Raw genomic sequence first — 16639 nt, 5'->3', positions numbered from 1 at the left:
AAAAACCTACCACACCCCACTAACAAACATTAATTAATATTAAGATTTTTCTTAAATCCGCTGAAAACTAGAATAATTACTCTGGGAAATTTCATCAAAAAAACCAACTAATTTAACGCCACCTCGCCAGCAACAATAGAATAATACTCATTAATTTTTTTTGTTAATCAAATGTATGCATTATACAAAACCTATTAAACAGGCTGTACATTGCACACATTCTTATCAACGAAATGAGTATTTATTTATAGAAAACAGCGAACTAACGGTGGCACAGACCGCGCTTGGGAAGTGGGTTTGCCACACCGGCATTCAGTCGCCGTTCACCTCTGCGCGCACATGAATAGCATCATGACGCCAGTATTCGAGGTCACAGTCGATCAACCGATCTTTCCGATCATAATTGACACGTGCAATGCGCAGGCCCGGGCTACCCAGTGAAACCTTCAGTGCAGCGGCTGCTTCGCTGTGCAGCGCCGTGGGGACCATGTCGAAGCGCACCCGACCGTAATGAATGTCATAGCGGCGGGCGTAGAGTTCACTGAGCGATTCGTTCAGGTCGTGTTCGAGAATGCCGGGGAACAACTCCGGTCTCAGGTAGTGCTCGACATACAGCACCAGACGCTGATCGATCCGTCGCGCGCGACAGATCTGGATCACGCTCGACAGCGCCGGCAGTTCCAGCATTTCGCAGATCATCGCTGAAGCAGGTTGCAGGCGTGCAGACAGAAGCCGGGTGTGCGGCACCCTTCCCTGGGCACAGACCATTGCGTGGAAATGGCTACGCCTGATCAGGTCATAGGCCAGTCGCGGCGGCGAGATGAACCAGCCACGCCGCTCTTCCCGATAGATCAACCCCTGCGCCTCAAGCTGCAACAGCGCTTCACGCAAGGTGATGCGGGTGGTGGCGAATACCTCGCTGAGCTTGCGCTCTGCAGGCAACTTGCTGCCATGCGGCAACAAACCATGTTCGATCTGCTCCTGCAGCGCATGGCAAATGGTTGTTACAGCCCGTGGCACATCTTCGCGCATTCCGGTATCCGTCTGGACTAGACCAGCCCTGTTACGAGGCATACATCAGTGCAGCCAACGCCGTTGACTCCCTTGCCGTGAGCCTAGGCCGGGGACATGACTGTACTGTTACAGGACAAATCACGTTGCATGCCAACTGCGCCGAAAAGAGCCTATAACCCCCTGCCCAACAGGCCCATTGCGATGGTCTACGCTTAGCGCCAGGCACTGCCGGGGCCCGTGAAAAACGCTTTTGTCCGTGCAACACGACACGAAAATGTCATGCAAAAAGCCTAACTTGGCTCAGGTATTGCTGATCTAGACCAAATAATCCGCAACGAACACTTTTCTCAAGAAGTGCACTAGGAGCTCCGAATGAAACATCTTTTGTTGGCATCACTCCTCGGTTCAGCCATGGCAATGAGTTCGCTGGTCATGGCTGCGGACACGGATCTTAAAACGCTGGAGGCTGCGGCCAAGGCTGAAGGCGCGGTCAACAGCCTCGGCATGCCGGATGACTGGGCAAACTGGGGCGGCATCTGGAAAGACCTGGAAGCCAAATATGGCCTCAAGCACATGGACACCGACATGAGTTCGGCCCAGGAGATCGCCAAGTTCGAGGCGGAGAAAGACAACGCCAGCGGTGACATTGGCGACGTAGGCGCAGCGTTCGGCCCTATCGCCACAGCAAAAGGCGTTACCCAGCCTTACAAGCCAACTACCTGGGATCAGATCCCGACCTGGGCCAAGGACAAGGACGGCCACTGGGCGCTGGCCTACACCGGCACCATCGCCTTCATCGTCAACAAAAACCTGCTGCACGGCTCTGAAATCCCGAAAAGCTGGGCTGACCTGAAAACCGGCAAATACAAGGTGTCCATCGGCGACGTGAGCACTGCGGCTCAGGCTGCCAACGGTGTACTGGCAGCGGCCATCGCCATGAAAGGTGACGAAACCAACATCGCACCGGGCCTGGCACTGTTCACCGATCTGGCCAAACAGAAGCGTCTGTCGCTGGCCAACCCGACCATTCAGACCATCGAGAAAGGCGAAATCGAAGTCGGTGTGGTCTGGGACTTCAACGGCCTGAGCTACAAAGCCAAGATGACCAAACCCGATGATTACGTCGTGCTGATCCCTTCGGACGGCTCGGTGATTTCCGGCTACACCACCATCATCAACAAGTATGCCAAACATCCGAACGCCGCCAAGCTGGCGCGTGAATACACCTTCAGCGACGCGGGTCAGATCAATCTGGCCAAGGGCAATGCACGCCCGATTCGCGTAGAGCACATCAAACTGCCTGAAGATGTTCAAGCCAAACTGCTGCCGCAAGACCAGTACAAAAACGCCAAGCCAATCGAGAACGCAGAGGCGTGGGAGAAAACTTCCAAAGCGCTGCCGCAGATGTGGAACGAGCAGGTCATCATCGAGATGAACTGATCCTCTCCTGCGGCTCAGGGATGAAGTCGTGTACTCCGGGCGAGCCAGTCTCGCCCGTTCTTTCAAAGCGAGTCGCCCATGAAACACAACGTCATCCTGATCGTGCTGGACGGCCTCAATTACGAAGTCGCACGCCATGCGATGGGGCACCTGCAAGCCTGGCATGATGCGGGCCGGGCCGCGCTCTACAAGATGGAATGCGAACTGCCCGCCCTCTCACGCCCCCTTTACGAATGCATACTGACCGGTGTCGCGCCCATCGACAGCGGCATCGTGCATAACAACGTCTCGCGCCTGTCGAATCAGCGCAGCATCTTTCACTATGCTCGCGACGCCGGGCTGAGCACTGCAGCAGCGGCCTATCACTGGGTCAGCGAGCTGTACAACAGCACCCCGTTCGACCCGGCACGCGATCGCCATACGGAAGCCACGGATCTGCCGATTCAGCACGGACTGTTCTACTGGGCCGATCACTACCCTGATTCGCACCTGTTCGCCGACGCCGAAAGCCTGCGCCTCGGGCACGCCCCGAACTTTCTGCTGATCCACCCCATGAACATCGACGACGCCGGGCACAAGCACGGCCTCGACACTGCGCAGTACCGCAACAGCGCCCGCAGCGCAGACATCATTCTGGCTGACTACCTGCAACGCTGGCTGGATGCGGGTTATCAAGTGCTGGTGACGGCCGACCACGGCATGAACAATGACCGCTCGCACAACGGGCTGTTGCCGGAAGAGCGTGAGGTGCCGCTGTTCGTCATCGGTGATGCCTTCAGCCTGAATGTCGACGCCGCGCCGCGCCAGATCGATCTGTGCGGCACCGTCTGCGAGCTGCTTGGCGTGCCGCACGACAAACCGGTCTGCCGGGAGATTCTCAATTGACAACCTTTTCCCGAGGCAAGTGGCTGGGGCTGTTGTGCCTGCTGCCCTTCGCCGTATTTTTCATCGTGTTTCAGATCGCACCGCTGCTGTGGGTCGCGATCCACAGCCTGCAAAGCGATGCCGGCTGGGGCTGGGAAAACTTCATCCGGGCGTTCAGCTCGAAGTTCTACCGGCAAGCCATTCAGTACAGCCTGGAGATCAGCTTCTGGTCGAGCCTGTTCGGCATCATCATCTCGATCCTGGGTGCCTATTCGCTGCGCAAGGTGGATTCGCGGCTGCGCGATTTCGTCAACTCGTTCGCCAACATGACCAGCAATTTTGCCGGCGTTCCACTGGCGTTCGCGTTCATCATCCTGCTGGGGTTCAACGGCGCGCTGACCCTGATCCTCAAGCAGACCGGGATCATCGATGACTTCAACCTGTATTCCAAGACCGGACTGATCATCCTTTATACCTACTTCCAGATCCCACTCGGCGTGCTGCTGCTCTACCCCGCATTCGATGCCGTGCGCGAAGACTGGAACGAGTCGGCAGCATTGCTGGGAGCCAGCAGCTATCAGTTCTGGCGCTACATCGGCCTGCCGGTGCTGACCCCGGCGCTGCTCGGCACGTTTGTCATTCTGCTGGCCAATGCGCTGGGCGCCTATGCCACGGTCTACGCGCTGACCACCGGCAATTTCAACGTATTGCCGATCCGTATCGCGGCGATGGTCGCGGGGGATATCACGCTGGATCCGAACATGGCCAGCGCGCTGGCGATGATTCTGGTCGGGCTCATGACCCTGGTCACCGTGGTCCATCAGTGGTTGTTGAGAAGGAGCTACCATGTCACGCGTTGAACGAGGGCCTGCGAGCATTTATCACAAGACGGTGGTCTACCTGCTGTTCCTGATCCTGTTGCTGCCACTGGCCGGCACCTTCCTGTACTCGGTCGCGACCAGTTGGTCGGCGACCATTCTGCCCAGCGGCCTGACCTTCAAATGGTACGTGGCGCTGTGGAGCGACCCACGCTTTCTGACGGCGTTCGGCCAATCGTTGCTGGTCTGCGTCGGCGCACTGGTCCTTTCGGTGGTGCTGATTCTGCCCCTGCTGTTCGTCGTGCATTACTACTTTCCGCGCCTCGACGGGCTGATGAACATCCTCATCCTGCTGCCGTTCGCCGTGCCGCCCGTGGTCTCCTCGGTCGGCCTGCTGCAGCTGTATGGCTCAGGCCCCATGGCGATGGTCGGTACACCGTGGATTCTGATTGGTTGTTACTTCACGGTCGCCCTGCCCTTCATGTACCGCGCCATCACCAACAACCTGCAGGCCATCAACCTGACAGACCTGATGGACGCCGCCCAGTTGCTCGGCGCCAGCACCTGGCAGGCGGCGTTCATGGTCGTGCTGCCCAACCTGCGCAAGGGCCTGATGATTGCCCTGCTGCTGTCGTTCTCGTTCCTGTTCGGCGAATTCGTGTTCGCCAACCTGCTGGTCGGCACGCGCTATGAAACCCTGCAGGTCTACCTCAACAACATGCGCAACAGCAGTGGTCACTTCAACAGCGCGCTGGTGATTTCCTATTTCCTCTTCGTGCTGGTGCTGACCTGGGCCGCCAATCGACTGAACAAGGACAAAGACTGAGATGAGTTTTGTCAGTATTGAAAACCTGCAGAAAAGCTACGCCAGCACGTCAGTGTTCAGCGATATCAACTGCAGCATCGCGAAGGGCGAATTCGTTACCTTGCTGGGCCCGTCGGGCTGCGGCAAATCCACGTTATTGCGCTGCATTGCCGGGCTGACCCCGGTCAACAGCGGGCGCATTCTGCTCGATGGCAGCGACCTGGTGCCGCTCACGCCGCAAAAGCGCAACATCGGCATGGTGTTCCAGAGCTATGCGCTGTTTCCCAACATGACCGTCGAGCAAAACGTTGCCTTCGGGCTGCGCATTCAGAAAGTCGGTGCCGACGAGAGCTCAAGGCGTGTTGCCGAGATTCTGCGCATGGTCGAGCTGCACGATTTTGCCACGCGCTACCCGCATCAACTGTCCGGCGGGCAATGCCAGCGTGTGGCGCTGGCGCGCTCGCTGGTCACTCGCCCGCGTCTGCTGTTGCTCGATGAGCCGCTGTCGGCGCTGGACGCGCGGATTCGCAAGAACCTGCGTGAACAGATACGCGCCATTCAGCGCGAGCTGAGCCTGACCACTATTTTCGTGACCCACGACCAGGAAGAGGCACTGACCCTGTCAGACCGTATCTTCCTGATGAACCAGGGCCGGATCGTGCAGAGCGGTGACGCCGAGACACTGTACACCGCGCCGGTGGACGTTTTCGCCGCAGGCTTCATCGGCAACTACAACCTGCTGGAAGCCGACGATGCCACTCGCCTGATGCAGCGCCCGATCAACAGCCGTGTGGCGATCCGCCCTGAGTCGATCCAATTGAGCCTGACGGGCGAACTGGAAGGCGAAGTACGCAGTCACAGTCTGCTCGGCAACGTCATCCGCTACCGGGTCCAGGCGCGTGGCGTAGACCTTGTGGTCGACGTACTGAACCGCAGCGCCGACGACCTGCACCCGGACGGAAGGCGTGTAACACTGAACATTGAACCGTCGGCACTCTGCGCCTTGAACTGAGCGTTGCCTTGAACTGAACGCGCCGTGAACTGAATTCGTTCTGCACGCATAACGCCACGCGCTTGCCGATCAAGACGCCATGCGTGAAGCTGACAGCCGACTCAACAGACTTTTAGGAGAAACGCACATGCCCCTGGCAATTTTCGACCTGGACGAGACCCTGATCGGTGGTGACTGCGCCACGCTCTGGAGCGAGCAGATGGGTCGCCTGGGCTGGGTTGACTCGACGTCGTTCATGCAACGCAACGACGAACTGATGGCCGCCTACAGCGAGGGCAAGCTCGCGATGGAAGACTACATGGCCTTCAGCCTGGAACCCATGGCTGGCCGTACCCCTGAAGAAATCGACCATCTGGTCGGCCCTTGGGTCGAGGACGTCATCGAGCCGATCATCTACAGCGACGCCTGCACATGCATTGCAAAGCACCGCGCCAAGGGTGACCGCATTCTGGTGATCTCGGCGTCGGGCGTGCACTTGGTCAAGCCGATCGCCGAACGCCTCGGGATCGACGAAGTGCTGGGTATCGAACTGGACGTGCAGCACGGCGTCTACAGCGGTGCAACCGTCGGCGTGCTGACCTATCGGGAAGGCAAGATCACGCGCCTGATGGAATGGCTGGATGCCGAGGGGGAAAATCTCGAGGGTGCGAGTTTCTATTCGGATTCGCGCAATGACCTGCCGCTGCTGCTCAAGGTTGACCACCCTAACGTGGTCAACCCCGATGCCGTGTTACTGGAACACGCGCAGAAAGCGGGCTGGCCGGTGCACGACTGGAGCTGAGTCCAGAGGCACCGCCTGATCAGACCAGGCTTTCGTCGATGACCAGCACGATCTTGCCGGACACCGTGTTGGTCGCCAGCTCTTCGAACGCCGCCTCGGCATCCTTGATCGCAAAGGATTTCGCCAGTTGCGGCTTGAGGCGGCCCTCAGTGAACAGCGGCCAGACGTGCTGGCCCAGGTCGCTGAGCAGGTCGGCCTTGAACGTGTCGTCGCGACTGCGCAAGGTCGAACCCATCAGCCGGATACGCTTGCCCAGTACGTGAGCCAGATCCACCTGCGCCTCGCGGCCGCTCATGACGCCGATCAGCACCCAGCGACCGTCCAGGGCCAGCAGTTTGACGTTGAGCTCGGCGTAGCTCGCCCCCACCGGGTCGAGGATGACGTTGAACGGTGCAAAGTCGTTCAGGCCTTCAAGGCTTTCGCTGCGTACCACACCGCCCTGAGCACCCAGTTCGACGCAATAGGCCAGACGTTCGGTCGAGCCGACACTGACCCAGACCGGGTTGCCAAATGCCTTGCAAAGCTGAATCCCGGCTGAACCAACCCCACTTGCGCCAGCGTGCAGCAAAACCTTCTCGCCAGGCTTGAGCCCGGCGAGCTCGAACAGGTTCAACCACGCAGTGGCATAGACCTCGGGAATGGCGGCCGCCTCGTGCAGCGACAGACCTTCCGGTACCGGCAGCACGTGTCGCCCATCGACCACCACTTCTTCGGCCATCGCCCCGCCCGCCAACAGCGCGCAGACGCGGTCTCCGACGACCCAGGAGGTACCCGGACCGACTTCGGCGATCACGCCGGAGCACTCCAGACCCAGCGTCTGAGTGACGCCGGGCGGCGGCGGATACTTGCCTTCGCGCTGTAACAGATCGGCACGATTCAAACCTGCCGCAGCCACTTTGATACGTACCTGCCCCACATCGAGGGCCGGACTCGGCTCCTCGACCCATTCCACATGTCCTTCAACGCCTTGCAATGCCTTCACGGTGCCTCCATAGTGAGTCCAGACTGAGCCCGTGGCTGTTTTGCCCGGGCTTTTGCATTATGCGGCCGGGTCCAAAGGAACCGGCGACCTCAAAGACGGCCTAATATGCGTTATCAATTGTCCTCGCGTCGAATCAGCATGAAGCAATTATTCCCCAGCACTGCCCTCGCACTGTTTGTCGGCCTTAGCGTTTTGCCGATGTCAGCCAGTACCTTTGCCGCCAACAGCTGGGATAATCTTCAGCCGGACCGCGACGAAGTGATTGCCAGCCTCAACGTGGTTGAGCTGCTCAAACGACATCACTACAGCAAGCCGCCCCTGGACGACAAGCGTTCGGCGATTATTTACCAGAGCTACATCAAGCAACTGGACCCCTCGCGCAGCTATTTCATGGCCAGCGACATTGCCGATTTCGACAAATGGCAGTTCCAGTTCGACGACTTCCTGAAAAGCGGCGACCTGAACGCCGGCTTCACCATCTACAAGCGCTATCTGGACCGCGTCAATGCGCGTCTGAATTTTGCGCTGGCCGAGTTGGGCAAGGGCGTCGACAAGCTCGACTTCAATACCAAGGAAACCCTGCTGGTCGACCGCAAGGACGCCGCATGGCCCAAGGATACTGCCGAGCTCGACGAACTGTGGCGCAAGCGCATCAAGGATGAAGTCCTGCGTCTGAAGATTGCAGGCAAGGACCCGGCGAAGATTCAGGAAACCCTGACCAAGCGCTACAAGAATCAGCAGGCGCGTCTGAACCAGACCCGTGCCGAAGATATCTTCCAGGCCTACATCAACACGTTCGCCATGTCCTACGACCCGCACACCAACTACCTGTCACCTGACAGCGCGGAGAACTTCGACATCAACATGAGCCTGTCGCTGGAAGGCATCGGCGCCGTGTTGCAAAGCGACAACGACAACGTGAAGATCGTGCGTCTGGTCCCGGCAGGTCCGGCGGCCAAGACCAAACAGGTCGCTCCGGCCGACAAGATCGTGGCCGTTGCCCAGGGCGACAAGGAAATGGTCGACGTGATCGGCTGGCGCCTCGATGAAGTGGTCAAGCTGATTCGCGGTCCGAAAGGCTCGGTGGTACGCCTGGAGATCATCCCGGCCAGCAATGCACCGAACGACCAGACCAGCAAGATCGTTGCCATTACCCGTGAAGCGGTGAAGCTTGAAGAACAGGCGGCCAAGAAGTCGATCCTGCACCTCAAGCAGGACGGCAAGGATTACAAGCTCGGGGTCATCGACATTCCAGCCTTCTATCTGGACTTCAAGGCCTACCGGGCTGGCGATCCTGAATACAAGAGCACTACCCGTGACGTGAAGAAACTGCTCACCGAATTGCAGGCCGAGAAGGTCGACGGTGTGGTACTGGATCTGCGCAACAACGGTGGTGGTTCGTTGCAGGAAGCCACCGAGCTGACCAGCCTGTTCATCGACAAGGGCCCGACCGTGCTGGTGCGTAATGCCGACGGCAAGGTCGACGTCCTGGAAGACGAAGCCAAGGGCGCGTTCTACAAAGGCCCGATGGCATTGCTGGTCAACCGTCTGTCTGCGTCGGCGTCGGAGATTTTCGCCGGGGCGATGCAGGATTATCACCGCGCGCTGGTGATCGGTGGCCAGACCTTCGGTAAAGGCACCGTGCAGACCATTCAGCCGCTCAATCACGGCGAACTGAAACTGACACTGGCCAAGTTCTATCGGGTTTCCGGTCAGAGCACCCAGCATCAGGGCGTGGTACCGGACATCACGTACCCATCGCTGATCGACACCAAGGAAATCGGCGAGAGCGCGCTGCCCGAAGCCATGCCGTGGGACAGCATCAAACCGGCGATCAAGCCGGCAATCGACCCGTTCAAGCCGTTCCTGGCCCAATTGCAGGCGCGTCATGAAGCACGTTCGGCAAAAGACGCCGAGTTCGTGTTCATCGAGGATCGCCTGGCGCTGGCCAAGAAGCTGATGAACGAGAAGACCGTCAGCCTCAATGAAGCCGACCGTCGTGCCGAGCATGCGTCTATCGAAAGCAAGCAACTTGCGCTGGAAAACACCCGCCGCAAGGCCAAGGGTGAAGAGCCGCTCAAAGAGCTGAAGAAGGAAGATGAAGACGCGCTGCCGGTAGAAGACGAGAAAACCAAACCCGAGGACGATGCCTACCTGGCAGAGACCGGGCGCATTCTCATCGACTATCTGGGTCTGAGTGCGGCTGTCGCGAAAAAGTAACGCAGGCTCATTGATGGCCAGTTAGCCGCAACGTCATCAAACAGTCATGAAGCTGTCGTGAAATACGGGGCTGAACGCGAAAGCGCTCAGCCCTTTTTCATTCTCTCCGAGACGACCATGACCATAACAGAGCAGCTGAGCGCACTGAGTTCCATTCTGGCTCGTGGTGATTTGCACAGCTTGTTCCAACCCATCGTCTCGCTGTCGGAGCACCGGATTCTGGGCTATGAAGCCTTGACCCGCGGCCCGTCCAACAGCGCCCTGCACTCGCCCCTGAATCTGTTCGCCATCGCCCGCCAGGCCGGGCGTTTGAGCGAGCTGGAGTTAAGTTGCCGAGACAGCGCCTGCCGACGTTTCAGTCAGCAGAAGTTGCCGGGCAAGCTGTTTCTCAACGTCTCTCCCGAATCGCTGCTCGAAAGCTCTCATCCTCCGGGTCGGACGCTGGAAATGCTGCGCCGATACCTCATCGCGCCGAAGGACGTGGTCATCGAACTGACCGAGCAGATGCCTACCGACGATTTCGACCTGCTGTACAACGCCTTGCATCACTATCGCGACATGGGCTTCTCCATTGCGCTGGACGATCTCGGTGCCGGTTATTCGAGCTTGCGACTGTGGTCGGAGCTGCGCCCGGACTATGTGAAAATCGATCGGCACTTCATCGACGGCATTCATCAGGATGCGGTGAAGCGCGAGTTCGTCGGCTCCATGCTGCAGATGGCCAAGGCTTCCAGAGCGACGGTGATTGCCGAAGGCATCGAATTGCCCGAAGAGCTGGCGACGCTGAAAGACATGGGCGTGAACCTGGTTCAAGGCTATCTGCTAGCGCGCCCTCAGGAGCGCCCGCCGCGCGACACTCGCGCCATGCTGCCCAGGACAGAGATCGCAGTGACGCCGCTCAACGAAGAAGCGGCCGACCTGTCTGCCCTGCTCAACCCGCAGCCATCGGTCAGCCAGTCAACTCCCACTGCTGAAGTGCTGGAAGCGTTTCGCAGGCAGGCCAACCTCAACTCTTTGGCGGTGCTGGATGACGACGCCCGACCGTGTGGCATCGTCCACCGGCACTCATTGTCCGAGGCCCTGCTCAAGCCCTTCGGCACCGAGCTGTTTGCCCGCAAACCGATCAGCCGTCTGATGAGCAGTGACTTTCTGGCCGTGGAAGTCAGCCAGTCGCTGCAACAGGTCAGCCGGCTGTTGACCAGCCGTGCCCGGCAACGCATCGAGGAGGATTTCATCATCACCTCGAACGGTACCTATCTTGGGCTGGGCCGGGTGATCGACGTGCTCAAGCTGATTACCGAAATGAAGATCCAGCAGGCACGTTACGCCAACCCGCTGACCCTGCTGCCCGGCAACGTCCCGATTCAGCAGTGCCTGACTCGACTGCTGCAGCAAGGCCGCGCATCGATGATCTGCTACGTGGACATCGACAGTTTCAAGCCCTTCAACGACATCTACGGTTATGCCCGTGGCGACGAGGTGCTGCTGTGTCTGGCGCAATGCCTCAACGACCGCATCGATCCGGCCAGGGACTTTGTCGGGCACATCGGCGGAGATGATTTTCTGATGGTGCTGGGCTTTGATGACTGGGAACGACGCCTGAAAAGCCTGCTGGATGATTTTCAGAATCAATGCCGTCGTTTCTACCGCGCAGAACACCTGGAAGCCGGGTGCTTCATCGCCCTCAACCGGCAGGGCCAACGCCAGGAATTCCCCCTGCTGTCGCTGTCGATTGGGGTGGTGCACCTGCATGAAGAAAGCTGCACGTTGGTCGATGCCAGCCAACTGGCCGACCTCGCTTCACAGGCCAAGCACTTCGCCAAGGATGTCGCCGGCGCAAGCATTCACGTCATAGACTCGACGCGGCTGGATTTGTTGATGCAGGCGTGAGGGCCGGTGCCATTCCCCTACTGCGCTTCAACTTCCGGATAACTGTATTCGAACACCCGAACCACTTCCGAGGCGTGCCATGAGGCTGCCGCGACGCCGTCCGAAGGTCCGGAGAAACGGCCCAGGCGTTCGGCACACTCGAAAAAACCAGGACGCGGCAGGCGGCTTGCGCCCTGGCTGATGACCAGCGAACTGCGCAAGGGCTGTTCAGCGCGGGCATCCATGGCGGCGAGGTGCTCAAGAGCCGCCGTCAGGGTCTGCATCGCCGGACTGGGCAGTTGCAAGCGTTCCACCAGCGCGCGATAGGTCAGCAAATGCCGTTGGCGACGGGCCAGATCGAGCTCATTGAGCAGCCCGTCCCAATGCTGACGACTGATGCGCACGCTCACGACTCACCTCGCCAGCCCGGCACCCCAAGCTCCCACGCCAGGCTGCGCTTGATCGCGCCGTCCGGCTCACGAGTACCGTTCTCGATCAATTCCAGATAGGACGGGCTGATCCCGACGGTACGCGCCAGGCTCGCCGCTTCAAGGCCCTTGGCCTCGCGCAGTGCACGCAACTCATCGAACCCTGGAAGCTCACCGGCGGTAGTGCCGGAAGTCGATACAGCTGGCTCGCTGGACGGTTTGCCGGCCAGTCCGGCAGCCTTGAGCAGCGCTTGATACTGCGCCCAGGGCAGCACTGCATATTCAGGCTCCCCGTCACGGGATATCACTTGAAGATCCATAGAGTCACCTTGTACTACACGACCGCATACTGATCAGGCCTGATCCATAGGCAGGCATCTTAACAGCGGAACGCCAGGGCTTGTGCTCAATCCGTGAGACTTACACCTTACCCCGCTCTTGCTCCAGCAGTGCCTGAGTCTTCGGCAGTTGCTCGACCACGATGAGTTTCTCGGGCGATTGCTGCGCCCGCCATGCACGAAAGGCATCCAGTTCATTGCTCAAGTGCTTGGTAACCCATGCAAGCACGGCGATGTCATCGAGCATGCCGAGGCCGGGTATCCAGTCGGGGATCGCATCCAGCGGGCTGAGGAAGTACATCAGACCGGCGACGATGGACAGAATCGCTTTGGGGCTGATGCTGCGGTATTCGCCCCGCCAGTAAGCCAGGCACAAGGCCTGCAGCAAACGCAGGTCTTCCTTGAGCTTGCCGAGACGATTACCTTCACTGTTGCCCTTGCGCGCGACAGCGAACAATAGCCCTGGCAATCGCCCGGCTGCCAGCAGACGCCGGGCTCCGGGCAGATAACGGATAAAATTCCACGGTGCTTTCATACCCACTCCCGCTCAGCAAAATGTCGTTCGATAAAAGCAGGTCCGCTGGACCTGCCTGGCCAAAGCCACAAGGTTATCCACAATAATTGTGGATAACCTTGTGAACAGTGGCTTTTTTCCAGCCTCAACCCCCCGTTTTCGGGGGGCCACAGTCAAATCGGGCGTTTTTTACTCACAAAAAAACTACAAACGTGTGAACCCGATACCCTCTATGAGACGAGTGCCTTGATCCTGCCGGACTGTCGGACAATGCTTTTGCATGCATCCATGGTAGTGGGACTGCCCGAATGGCCAAGCGTTCGGGAAATAAGCCGGACACAAAAACGCCCTGTCGAGACAGGGCGTTTTCTGTAGCCAGGTAGAGCGTTACTTCTTGGCCGGAGCCGAAGCGGCAGGGGCTGCCTCTTCTTCTTCGTCGGCATCAGCACCTGCAGTCGGTGCCGCTGCAGGGTCTTTGATACCCAGCAGTTCGAGATCGAACACCAGTACCGAGTTGGCCGGGATCGCCGGGCTCGGGCTCTGTGCGCCGTAAGCCAGATCACTCGGGATGAAGAGTTTGATCTTCTCGCCGACGTGCATCAGTTGCAGGCCTTCGACCCAACCCGGAATCACACCGCCAACAGGCAGGTCGATCGGGCTGCCGCGCTCAACGGAACTGTCGAAGACCTTGCCGTCGATCAGCTTGCCTTCGTAGTGAACAGTCACAACATCGGTAGGCTTGGGCTGAGGGCCATCGGCTTTCTTGATGATCTGATACTGCAGGCCGGAAGCGGTGGTGACCACGCCGTCCTTCTTACCGTTCTCTTCGAGGAATTTCTTGCCAGCGGCAGAAGCCTCTTCGCTCATCTTCGCCAGACGCTCTTCGGAACGCTTTTGCAGCGCGGAGAAGGCTTCAACCAGCTCTTCGTCCTTGAGTTTCTGATCTTTCTTGCCGACAGCGTCTTCGATACCCAGGGCTACAGCCTTGGAATCCAGATCATCCATACCTTCCTGAGCCAGGCTTTTGCCCATGTTCAGACCGATGCCATAAGACGCTTTTTGTGCTGGGGTTTTCAGCTCAACGGTGCTGGCTTGCTTGTCACAACCTGCGAGTACCAGACCGACCAGGGCAATCGCCGCTGCCAACCGATGCTGTTTCATGCTAATTCCTTGTTCATGCGCCAAAAGGGCAAACGAGTAAAGCCGCGAGCTTATCAGGCCGCCGCGATCAATGGCTACCGGCATGAGAGGGAGAAAACGCCGATAAGTTCAGGTATCCAAAGGTTTTCCCGGATCTGTACCGCATTGTTCAGTTGCAGTTCAGTTTGTGATTCGCGACGGCAAGGCGCCGGCACGCTGCACAGGGCTCAGCCCACGGGACTGATCACACCGGCATCGGGCCAGCGCTCACTGGTCTGCAGCACGCGCAGATGCCCGGCCCGCGCCACCCGAAGGACGAAATCCTGCACGCTGAGGGTACCGGCCGCGAGTTGCGCCTGAATGGACCCGCCCCCCGAATAGACACGCGATACGCTTTGCAACAGTTGAAACTCCTCGTCGGACTGGCTGGGTGTGTAACAAAGCAGTGCGCCGTCGGCTGCCGAGAAATAAACGGCGGACATTTCGAAACCATAGCGAATCGGCATGCCTTTGCGGCGCTGGGCCGGTTTGTGCCGATAGCTGAACATCCGATGCAGGTCATCCGGCTCGAAGAAATCGTTCATCACTTCACGCCCACCCTCGACGGCCAGATTGGCTGAACAAAAATACATACCGTCCACACGATAGCCGTCAGGCAATGCAGGCCGGTAATACGCATCGGGATGGAACGCCGAACACGGCGCATACACTGGCATGCCGTCATCGAGCGTCGGCTCGGCAATCCGATAGGCTCGGGTGACCGGATTGAACAGAAGAAAACCGATGATCTGTGAATGAATACGACTGCCGATACGGCCATGTGCGTAGCGTGCAGCCTCGTCGGCGCTGTCGAACGGCGCGCTGAGGCTCAAAGATCGGGGCGGCCATTGCACGTCGCAGCTTGCGGGCGATTTGACCGGCGCCGCGCGAGCAGCGGTTGCGTCAGGATACGGGTGCCAGTCGGCCAGCACTTTGCCCACCCGTCCCCACAGTAGGCTGGGCACTATCACGCGCAGATCCCCGGCACCGGCCAGCAGACGAACCACATCACTGGGCATCATGCTGAGGTTCTGCAACGCCTGGTGGATCTGGCTGAGTTCACACAGGTGCGGCATGCTCGGCGGACCGGAGACGCGCGCAAACAAGGCGTCTTCGGCGGCAGAGCGAGACAGTGTGTATTTGATCAGGGAACCGTCAGGCCCGGAAAGATAGGTCGCCGAACACACCTTCTGATCATCGATCACTGCGTAAATGTCGCCGACTGAAAGGCTGTTCGGGTAAGTGACCTTTTCACTCTCCGGCCACTCGTCGAGCCCGGCCTGCAGTGACGGGTGAGAATGGTAGACCGCATAGTCGTCATGCCCATGCGGGTAGAGCACATAACCTTCCTGCTCGTTGCGCGGGAAGACTTCATTGGGATCGAAGCTGAACTGGCTGCCGTTCATGGGTTCGGTCGCGATGTATTTGCCATCCCTGCGAACCAGAATGAAACCGCCGTATTCGCGATCACGCCGGTCGCCGATCCGCTCATGAGCATAACGCGCCGCATCATCAGGATGATCGAACGGCGCGCTGAGCGTCGGCATATCGGGGTGGTGATCGATGGATCGCTTGAAGAGTCTTTTTCTGGGGTGCATGCACGGTTCCTTGAAAGCCTGACTGATTGAGCCATGAGCGTAAGGAAACCCGAGACAGCGAGTGACATAGATGAATATGACGTTATGTAGATCAGCCAGCGCCGAACAACATGAAATTAAAGATAATTTTTAAGCGTTCCGGGATGTGCTTCGATCCGCGGCGTGGGCGAATCGGCCCAGACCCTGCGTCGACCATCGCGACTGGCGACCAGGGCTTACGCAGTTTGTCGTGCTCAGGAACATTTTTATGCAACCGACCACTCGTTTTCGCTCAACGCGCTCGACAGCTCGCCAATTGGCAAGCCTGGCCTTGATCGCCACAGCAGCCCTGTTGCCGGTCAGCGCAGCCTATGCCGCCAAGAAGCCGCCGTTGGTTGTCACTGAGGGCATCAAGGCCTACCGCCTGTGCACAGGCCCCGACAATCTGTCACACGTTATCGTGGGTTCGATCGATCAAAAAGCCATGACCGATGTCAGCACCCTGCACTTCAAGGAAACCCCGGCGCACTCCACCTATGACTGGCATCCGGCACCCGAAGAGCAGTACGTGATCACCCTGTCCGGCACTCTGGAATTTTCCACCACCGGCGGCGAGAACTTTGTCCTGCACCCCGGAGAAGTGTTGCTGGCGCAGGACACCACCGGCCCTGGCCATCGCTGGAAACTGATCGACGACCAGCCGTGGCGACGCGCGTACATCATCACCAAGCCAGGTGACAAAGGCGCGTTCGTGCCGAAAGACGGAGCGCCTGCGAAGGGCTGCTGATGCAGTGATGC

16 protein-coding genes are annotated in these 16639 nt (G+C 58.9%); 9 read left to right on the top strand and 7 right to left on the bottom strand.

Annotated elements, in window-relative coordinates:
- Positions 1 to 312: 312 nt before the first annotated feature.
- Positions 313 to 1032, bottom strand: a complete 720-nt coding sequence (locus PI739_RS03190) for a UTRA domain-containing protein (RefSeq protein ID WP_003368362.1) — start codon at positions 1030 to 1032, stop codon at positions 313 to 315.
- A gap of 354 nt (positions 1033 to 1386) precedes the next feature.
- Between PI739_RS03190 and PI739_RS03185 the strand changes: the two genes are divergently transcribed.
- From PI739_RS03185 to PI739_RS03160, 6 genes are all read left to right on the top strand, one after another.
- Positions 1387 to 2454, top strand: coding sequence for an ABC transporter substrate-binding protein (locus tag PI739_RS03185; protein ID WP_003368360.1), 1068 nt, complete (start codon positions 1387 to 1389; stop codon positions 2452 to 2454).
- Positions 2455 to 2532: 78 nt separating this feature from the next.
- Positions 2533 to 3339, top strand: coding sequence for an alkaline phosphatase family protein (locus PI739_RS03180; RefSeq protein ID WP_054080797.1), 807 nt, complete (start codon positions 2533 to 2535; stop codon positions 3337 to 3339).
- Positions 3336 to 4178, top strand: coding sequence for an ABC transporter permease (locus PI739_RS03175; RefSeq protein ID WP_003430949.1), 843 nt, complete (start codon positions 3336 to 3338; stop codon positions 4176 to 4178). The genes PI739_RS03180 and PI739_RS03175 overlap by 4 nt, the downstream gene beginning before the upstream one ends.
- Positions 4165 to 4962, top strand: a complete 798-nt coding sequence (locus PI739_RS03170; RefSeq protein WP_054080796.1) for an ABC transporter permease — start codon at positions 4165 to 4167, stop codon at positions 4960 to 4962. The genes PI739_RS03175 and PI739_RS03170 overlap by 14 nt, the downstream gene beginning before the upstream one ends.
- A 1-nt stretch (position 4963) precedes the next feature.
- Complete coding sequence (locus PI739_RS03165) at positions 4964 to 5953, top strand: ABC transporter ATP-binding protein (RefSeq protein WP_003430947.1); 990 nt, start codon at positions 4964 to 4966, stop codon at positions 5951 to 5953.
- A 127-nt stretch (positions 5954 to 6080) separates the two neighbouring features.
- Positions 6081 to 6734: an HAD family hydrolase gene (locus PI739_RS03160; RefSeq protein ID WP_003368346.1), complete on the top strand. Its 654-nt coding sequence runs from the start codon at positions 6081 to 6083 to the stop codon at positions 6732 to 6734.
- 19 nt (positions 6735 to 6753) lie between these two features.
- On the opposite strand, the gene PI739_RS03155 is transcribed toward PI739_RS03160, so the two are convergent.
- Complete coding sequence (locus PI739_RS03155) at positions 6754 to 7716, bottom strand: NAD(P)H-quinone oxidoreductase (protein ID WP_044309986.1); 963 nt, start codon at positions 7714 to 7716, stop codon at positions 6754 to 6756.
- A gap of 138 nt (positions 7717 to 7854) precedes the next feature.
- Here PI739_RS03155 and PI739_RS03150 point away from each other — a divergent pair, with 138 nt between their 5' ends.
- Together PI739_RS03150 and PI739_RS03145 are read left to right on the top strand one after the other, a co-directional pair.
- Positions 7855 to 9936 carry a carboxy terminal-processing peptidase gene (locus PI739_RS03150; RefSeq protein ID WP_003430942.1) on the top strand — a complete coding sequence of 694 codons (2082 nt, stop codon included), beginning with the start codon at positions 7855 to 7857 and terminating at the stop codon, positions 9934 to 9936.
- 117 nt (positions 9937 to 10053) lie between these two features.
- Entirely contained in the window at positions 10054 to 11826 is a 1773-nt protein-coding gene (locus PI739_RS03145) for a GGDEF domain-containing protein (protein WP_032609117.1), read from the top strand.
- 17 nt (positions 11827 to 11843) lie between these two features.
- Here PI739_RS03145 and PI739_RS03140 read toward each other — a convergent pair whose 3' ends face one another.
- From PI739_RS03140 to PI739_RS03120, 5 genes are all read right to left on the bottom strand, one after another.
- On the bottom strand, positions 11844 to 12215 hold the full coding sequence (locus PI739_RS03140) for a hypothetical protein (RefSeq protein WP_003430937.1): 372 nt from the start codon (positions 12213 to 12215) through the stop codon (positions 11844 to 11846).
- Positions 12212 to 12553, bottom strand: a complete 342-nt coding sequence (locus tag PI739_RS03135) for a helix-turn-helix domain-containing protein (RefSeq protein WP_003368334.1) — start codon at positions 12551 to 12553, stop codon at positions 12212 to 12214. Before PI739_RS03135 ends, PI739_RS03140 begins: the two co-directional genes overlap by 4 nt.
- 100 nt (positions 12554 to 12653) lie before the next feature.
- Entirely contained in the window at positions 12654 to 13106 is a 453-nt protein-coding gene (locus tag PI739_RS03130) for a YkvA family protein (protein WP_003430931.1), read from the bottom strand.
- Positions 13107 to 13472: 366 nt separating this feature from the next.
- Positions 13473 to 14246, bottom strand: coding sequence for a BamJ family beta-barrel-assembly machinery protein (locus PI739_RS03125; protein WP_003368330.1), 774 nt, complete (start codon positions 14244 to 14246; stop codon positions 13473 to 13475).
- Positions 14247 to 14452: 206 nt separating this feature from the next.
- Positions 14453 to 15862 (bottom strand): DUF4329 domain-containing protein, encoded by a 1410-nt coding sequence (locus PI739_RS03120; RefSeq protein ID WP_054080795.1) that lies wholly within the window; start codon positions 15860 to 15862, stop codon positions 14453 to 14455.
- A gap of 247 nt (positions 15863 to 16109) precedes the next feature.
- Between PI739_RS03120 and PI739_RS03115 the strand changes: the two genes are divergently transcribed.
- Entirely contained in the window at positions 16110 to 16628 is a 519-nt protein-coding gene (locus PI739_RS03115; RefSeq protein ID WP_054080794.1) for a cupin domain-containing protein, read from the top strand.
- Positions 16629 to 16639 lie beyond the last annotated feature (11 nt).

The organism is Pseudomonas cerasi (genome assembly GCF_027983475.1).
Classification (GTDB): Bacteria; Pseudomonadota; Gammaproteobacteria; order Pseudomonadales; family Pseudomonadaceae; genus Aquipseudomonas; species Aquipseudomonas cerasi.
This window is presented reverse-complemented; position numbering and strand designations above follow the sequence as displayed.